We start from the raw sequence: 6,140 nt of genomic DNA on the forward strand, positions 1-6,140 counted from the left end.
GTTCACTGGACAGGTAGCTTAACAACGGTAAGCTGATTGAACAGACCAAAGTCCGGTCTCGACAGTGGGCAAGGAGGACGCGCCGTGCCCCTGCTGCGGATCCACCTCGACAGCGACCCCACCACCGCCCGCCGCGTCCTGCAGACGCATCGCGAGGGCGGTGTCCATCACGAGTCGCGGGAAGCGGCCCGGGAACAGGTGTGGCGCCAGGGTCGCACTCCGGCCGGTGACCCGGTCTTCGTCGGCATCACCGACGGCCGCCGCAACGTGCAACTGCTCTACGACGTCGAGGTCTACTCCGACACCGTTCCGTGAGCACTCGCCGGCGCTCGCGCCCCACGGGAATGGGAATTGCGCCCGAGCCCGGCCGGTGGTCGTGAGCGGAAGGAATTCGGCGCACCTGTGCGCGGGCGTTCGATTCCAGGCAACGCAATCCGGCGAACGCAATTCGGTGATTCAGTCGCCGATCGCGTCCCGCATTCGTTCCCTCGTCCAGTATTCGGACGGATCGGTGGCGCCGGGGCTCGGGTTGTGCGTCGCGACCACCGGGCCGGGCGCGGGCCGCGCCGAGCCGCCGTCGCGGGTCGCGACGACCACGACGGCCGCGGCCACGGCGAGCGCCGCGACGGCGGCCGCGCCGAGCAGCACACGGTGTGACATGTCGCCTCCTCCGGGCCGTGGGGCCGGTGCCGGTCCGCCTGGTGCGCCGGGTGGCACACCAGGCGGACCGTCGTTCACCAGGTGTCGTTCGCGTACGTGTTGTAGAGCGTCCCCACCACCGCGGCGGAGAAGTACGGCGAGCCGTTCGTGTTCGAGCCGCTCGAGTAACTCATCACCCCGTGCACGTCACCACGCCTGGTGGTGTTGTCGTAGCTGTAGTACCACGGACCGCCGCTCGAACCGCCCCCGAAGCCGCAGTTCATCTCGATCCGGTTGCTGCCCGCGTCCCGCGACGTGCCCGAGCAGACCCACTGGATCTCACCGCTGTCCTTGTTGCTCGGGTAGCCGAAGATGTCGTAGTGGTACGCGCGCCCACCACCGGTGAGCAGCCCGTTGGCGCCGACCGCGTCCACGATCGACCGGCTGCCGTAGACGAGCGCGACCGCCACGTCGTACTGCCGCTCGCGGGTGCTGATCCAGCCGCTCGGCACCGCGAGCGTGGACCAGTCCCAGGTGCCGTACGGCTGCGCGCCGTTGCGGTACGACGGCACGAACATCCAGTTCGCGGTGTGCCAGTCCCGGCCCGGCCCGTCGTGCACGCAGTGCGCGGCCGTGAAGACCATGTTGCGTGCCGGGCTGTTCACCACGCTCGCGGAGCAGTAGTGGCCCAGGCCGTCGGTCGAACTGGTGTAGAAGATCTTCCCGACCGTGATCGACTCGTTCAGCTGGGTGCCGAAGCCGCTGCCGTCCTTCGGCGCCACCGCCTCGGCGAAGCGTCGCACCCGCTCCGCCGTGGGGCTCTGGGTGACCGGGCCGGCGGACTTCTCCACCTCGTCGGCCGGGGTGGCCGCCGCCATGCGCTCGGCCGTCCAGTAGGCCCTGGCCTGCGAGGACGACCCCGCCTTGCGCTCGATCGAGGTCACCGCGGCCGGAGCAGCAGTGCCTGCGGTGGTGCCGTTGTCGGCCAGTGCCGGAGTGCCGGCGAGGATCGCCGGCAGGATCAGGGCCGGCAGGGCCAGAAGTCTGATCGTCGTCTTCATGAAATCCTTCCCAGTGTTCGATTCCCGGATCGAAACTGGAGCGCCCCCGTTGTTCATCGCGATATCGGCAACGTATCGACGGCGTTCGGAGCGTGTCAACGAATCATGGACGTCGATTGTTTGCAGTGTCGGATGTGCGATCGGGGGCGATGGAATTCATCGAATAGCAATTTTCTCAATGCGTGGGACGGGCGAAAGGGCGGCCCTTTCAGCCCGACGACACGCCCTCGCAGTGCGACGATGACCGAACGGGCCGCACGACCACGGTACGGCGAGGGCCGCTCCCCGCCGGAGCGGGAAGCGGCCCTGTGTCAGCCGTACGCGAATCAGCTCGCGATCATGCGGCGCAGCACGTACTGCAGGATGCCGCCGTGCCGGTAGTAGTCCGCCTCACCCGGGGTGTCGATGCGGACCACGGCGTCGAACTCCACGCCGGTGTCGGTGGTGACCTTCACCGTGCGCGGGGTGTCACCGTCGTTGAGCCCGGTGACGCCGCTGATCGAGAACGTCTCGGTGCCGGTCAGGCCCAGCGACTCGGCGGTCTCGCCGCCCGGGAACTGCAGCGGCAGCACGCCCATGCCGATCAGGTTCGAGCGGTGGATCCGCTCGTACGACTCGGCGATGACCGCCTTGACCCCGAGCAGCATGGTGCCCTTTGCCGCCCAGTCACGCGACGAGCCGGAGCCGTACTCCTTGCCGGCCAGGATGACCAGCGGGACGCCCGCCTCCTGGTAGGCCATCGAGGCGTCGTAGATCGAGGACTGCTCGCCGGTCAGGTGGTTGACGGTGAAACCGCCCTCCACGCCCGGGACGAGCTGGTTGCGCAGCCGGATGTTGGCGAACGTGCCCCGGATCATCACCTCGTGGTTGCCCCGGCGGGAGCCGTACGAGTTGAACTCGTGCCGGGCCACGCCGTGCTCGGCCAGGTACTTGCCGGCGGGGGAGTCCGCCTTGATCGAGCCGGCCGGGGAGATGTGGTCGGTGGTCACCGAGTCGCCCAGCTTGGCCAGCACCCGCGCGTCGGCGATGTCCTGCACCGGGGTCGGCTCCTGCTGCATGCCCTCGAAGTACGGGGGCTTGCGCACGTAGGTCGACTCGCCGTCCCAGGAGAACGTGTCACCGGTCGGGGTCGGCAGCGACTGCCAGCGCTCGTCACCGGCGAACACGTCGGCGTACGCGGCGCTGAAGCCGGTCGCGCCGATCGCGGAGGCGATGACGTCCTGGATCTCGGCGCTGTTCGGCCAGATCTCCCGCAGGAACACCGGGTTGCCCTGGGCGTCCTCGCCGATCGGCTCGTTGGCCAGGTCGATGTCCATCGTGCCGGCGAGCGCGTACGCGACCACCAGCGGCGGGGACGCCAGGTAGTTCATCTTGACGTCCGGGTTGATCCGGCCCTCGAAGTTGCGGTTGCCGGACAGCACCGACACGACAGCCAGGTCACCGTCGTTGACGGCGGCCGAGACCTCCTCCGGCAGCGGGCCGGAGTTGCCGATGCAGGTGGTGCAGCCGTAGCCGACCAGGTTGAAGCCGAGCTTGTCCAGGTACGGGGTCAGGCCGGCGCGGTCGTAGTAGTCCATGACGACCTTCGAGCCCGGCGCGAGGGTGGTCTTCACCCACGGCTTGCGGGCCAGGCCCTTCTCCACCGCGTTGCGGGCCAGCAGCGCGGCGCCGATCATCACCTGCGGGTTCGAGGTGTTGGTGCAGGAGGTGATCGCGGCGATCACCACGGCGCCGTGGTCCAGCTCGTACTCGACGCCGTCGGCGCCGGTCACGCGTACCGGATTGCTGGCCCGGCCGCCCGCGCCCACCGCGGCGGTCTCCAGGTCGCGCGGCGCGTCGGCCGGGTCGTTCACACCGTTGGCGGGGGAGTCGCTGGCCGGGAAGGACTCGGCGGACGCCTCGTCGGCCGGGCCGTCGGCGCCGAACGGCTTCTCCTGCTGCGGCACGCCCGGCTTGCGGCCCGGGTCGCCACCGGTCTCGTCGGCGGCCACGTAGTCGCTGAGCGCGGAGCGGAACAGCGTCTTGGCGCTACCGAGCGGCACCCGGTCCTGCGGGCGCTTCGGGCCGGCCAGCGACGGCTCGATGGTGCTGAGATCCAGCTCCAGGCGCTCGGAGTACTCCGGCTCGCGCTCCGGGTCGTGCCAGAGGCCCTGCTCCTTGGCGTACGCCTCGACCAGCGCCACCTGAGACGCGTCGCGGCCGGTCAGCTCCAGGTAGCGGACGGTCTCGGCGTCGATCGGGAAGATCGCCACGGTCGAGCCGTACTCCGGCGACATGTTGCCGATCGTGGCGCGGTTGGCCAGCGGCACCGCGCTGACGCCGGGGCCGTAGAACTCGACGAACTTGCCGACCACGCCGTGCTTGCGCAGCATCTCGGTGATGGTCAGCACCAGGTCGGTGGCGGTGGTGCCGGCCGGCATCTCGCCGGAGAGCTTGAAGCCGACCACGCGGGGGATCAGCATGCTGACCGGCTGGCCCAGCATCGCGGCCTCGGCCTCGATGCCGCCGACGCCCCAGCCCAGCACGCCCAGGCCGTTGACCATGGTGGTGTGCGAGTCGGTGCCGACGACAGTGTCCGGGTACGCCTGGCCGTTGCGCTCCATGATCGTACGAGCCAGGTACTCGATGTTGACCTGGTGCACGATGCCGGTGCCCGGCGGGACGACCTTGAACTCGTTGAACGCGGTCTGGCCCCAGCGCAGGAACTGGTAGCGCTCCTTGTTGCGCTCGTACTCCAGCTCGACGTTGCGCTCGAAGGCGTCCTCGCGGCCGAACAGGTCGGCGATGACCGAGTGGTCGATGACCAGCTCGGCCGGAGCGAGGGGGTTGACCTTGGTGGCGTCGCCGCCGAGGTCACGGACCGCCTCGCGCATGGTGGCCAGGTCGACCACGCAGGGCACGCCGGTGAAGTCCTGCATCAGCACCCGGGCCGGGGTGAACTGGATCTCCACGCTCGGGTCGGCGGTGGCGTCCCACGCGCCGAGCTGCTGGATGTGGTCGGCGGTGATGTTCGCGCCGTCCTCGGTCCGCAGCAGGTTCTCCAGCAGGATCTTCAAGCTGTAGGGCAGCCGCTCGTGGCCCTCCACCTTGTCGATCCTGAAAATCTCGTAGCTCGCGTCTCCGACGCGTAGCTGGGTCTTCGCACCGAAGGTGTCGAGGCTCGCCACGTCGTACTCCTTCACACCAGCGACCGTGAGTAGTCCTGAGCAGTTTGTCGCACCGACCGGGGCGCTGCCGTGCTTAGGCAACACTTACCTGCGTCGGTCCCTACAAAACCGTACGTCCGTCTTGCTATTCCTGCAACCTCGTGCCACGCTGCGGGACGAGGAGGTGCCACATGATCCATCACGTCCTGCTCGCCTGCCCCCGCGGCTCCGAGGACGCGTCCCGCTCCTTCTACGCCGGCCTGCTCGGCCTCACCGAGAAGCCCAAACCCCCGGCCCTCGCCGCCCGCGGTGGTTGCTGGTTCACCGGGTACGACGCGGAACTGCACCTGGGCGTCGAGGACGACTTCCGCCCGGCTCGCAAGGCCCACCCGGCACTGCTGCGCCCCGACCTGGACGAGCTGGCCGCCCGCCTGGACGCCGCCGGACACGCCGTGACCTGGGGCGACGACGAGATTCCCGGCATGCGGCGGTTCCACACGTACGACCCGCACGGCAACCGCCTGGAGTTCTTGGCCCCCGCCGGGTGACCGGGCGCGGGTAGGGTCGGCGGGTGGTCGACGTACAGCACTGGCTCGCCGCGCTCCCGCCGGCCCTGATCTGCCTGCTCGTGGGCGGGGTGATCGGTGTGGAGAGCATGGGCATCCCGCTGCCCGGCGAGATCGTGCTGGTCAGCGCCGCGCTGCTCGCCGCCACCGGCGCCGTCGGGCCCGAATGGGTGGCCGCCGCCGCGGCGACCGGAGCCATCGTCGGGGACTCCATCGGGTACGCCGTGGGCCGCCGTGGTGGCCGCCCCCTGCTGGAACGGCTCGGCCGGCGCTTCCCGAAACACCTCGGCCCGGCACACCTGGCCCGCGCCGAGCTGAGCTTCGCCCGGCACGGCGTGTGGGCGGTGTTCTTCGGGCGGTTCGTCGCGCTGCTGCGCATCCTCGCCGGGCCGCTGGCCGGGGCGCTGCGCGTGCCGTACCGCCGGTTCCTGGTCGCGAACGCCGCAGGCGGGCTGGTGTGGGCGTTCGGCACCACCTACCTGCTGTTCTATCTCGGGCAGGCCGCCGAGCACTGGCTCAAGGACATCTCCTGGGCCGGGCTCGTGCTGGCCGTGCTGGCCGGCGTGGTCAGCACCGCGTGGCTGCGCCGCCGTGCCAAGCGCCTGCACGTGTCCGAGCCCTCCGACCAGCCCGACCCGGTTCCCGCAGCCGACCGCTGACGGCTTCCCCGTACGCGACTGAGGGCGGACGGCCGGATCCAGCGCCTCCCGGGCCTCACCGTCCAGGGC

At 70.1% G+C, this 6,140-nt stretch carries 6 protein-coding genes; 3 read left to right on the forward strand and 3 right to left on the reverse strand.

Going from position 1 to position 6,140, the window contains the following annotated elements:
* Positions 1 to 84 precede the first annotated feature (84 nt).
* Entirely contained in the window at positions 85 to 315 is a 231-nt protein-coding gene (locus F8279_RS17875) for a hypothetical protein (protein WP_091420319.1), read from the forward strand.
* A 141-nt stretch (positions 316 to 456) separates the two neighbouring features.
* Here the strand turns inward: F8279_RS17875 and F8279_RS17880 are convergent, their stop codons facing one another.
* The 3 genes from F8279_RS17880 to F8279_RS17890 form a co-directional block, all read right to left on the reverse strand.
* Complete coding sequence (locus F8279_RS17880; protein ID WP_091420317.1) at positions 457 to 660, reverse strand: hypothetical protein; 204 nt, start codon at positions 658 to 660, stop codon at positions 457 to 459.
* 74 nt (positions 661 to 734) lie between these two features.
* Positions 735 to 1,700 carry a serine protease gene (locus tag F8279_RS17885; RefSeq protein ID WP_091420314.1) on the reverse strand — a complete coding sequence of 322 codons (966 nt, stop codon included), beginning with the start codon at positions 1,698 to 1,700 and terminating at the stop codon, positions 735 to 737.
* Positions 1,701 to 2,026: 326 nt separating this feature from the next.
* Positions 2,027 to 4,882 (reverse strand): aconitate hydratase, encoded by a 2,856-nt coding sequence (locus F8279_RS17890; RefSeq protein ID WP_151500538.1) that lies wholly within the window; start codon positions 4,880 to 4,882, stop codon positions 2,027 to 2,029.
* A 155-nt stretch (positions 4,883 to 5,037) separates the two neighbouring features.
* On the opposite strand from F8279_RS17890, the gene F8279_RS17895 reads away from it, so the two are divergent.
* Both F8279_RS17895 and F8279_RS17900 read left to right on the forward strand, forming a co-directional pair.
* Positions 5,038 to 5,394 (forward strand): VOC family protein, encoded by a 357-nt coding sequence (locus F8279_RS17895; RefSeq protein ID WP_091420309.1) that lies wholly within the window; start codon positions 5,038 to 5,040, stop codon positions 5,392 to 5,394.
* 23 nt (positions 5,395 to 5,417) lie between these two features.
* On the forward strand, positions 5,418 to 6,071 hold the full coding sequence (locus F8279_RS17900) for a DedA family protein (protein WP_091420307.1): 654 nt from the start codon (positions 5,418 to 5,420) through the stop codon (positions 6,069 to 6,071).
* Positions 6,072 to 6,140: the final 69 nt, after the last annotated feature.

It is taken from the genome of Micromonospora sp. AMSO1212t, from assembly GCF_008868145.1.
GTDB classification, from domain to species: Bacteria; Actinomycetota; Actinomycetes; order Mycobacteriales; family Micromonosporaceae; genus Micromonospora; species Micromonospora tulbaghiae.

Bases quoted from the DNA above. Each gene is read 5' to 3' on its own strand.
- F8279_RS17880 (WP_091420317.1), bottom strand. From the start codon at position 660: ATGTCACACCGTGTGCTGCTCGGCGCGGCCGCCGTCGCGGCGCTCGCC.
- F8279_RS17885 (WP_091420314.1), bottom strand. From the start codon at position 1,700: ATGAAGACGACGATCAGACTTCTGGCCCTGCCGGCCCTGATCCTGCCG.
- F8279_RS17895 (WP_091420309.1), top strand. From the start codon at position 5,038: ATGATCCATCACGTCCTGCTCGCCTGCCCCCGCGGCTCCGAGGACGCG.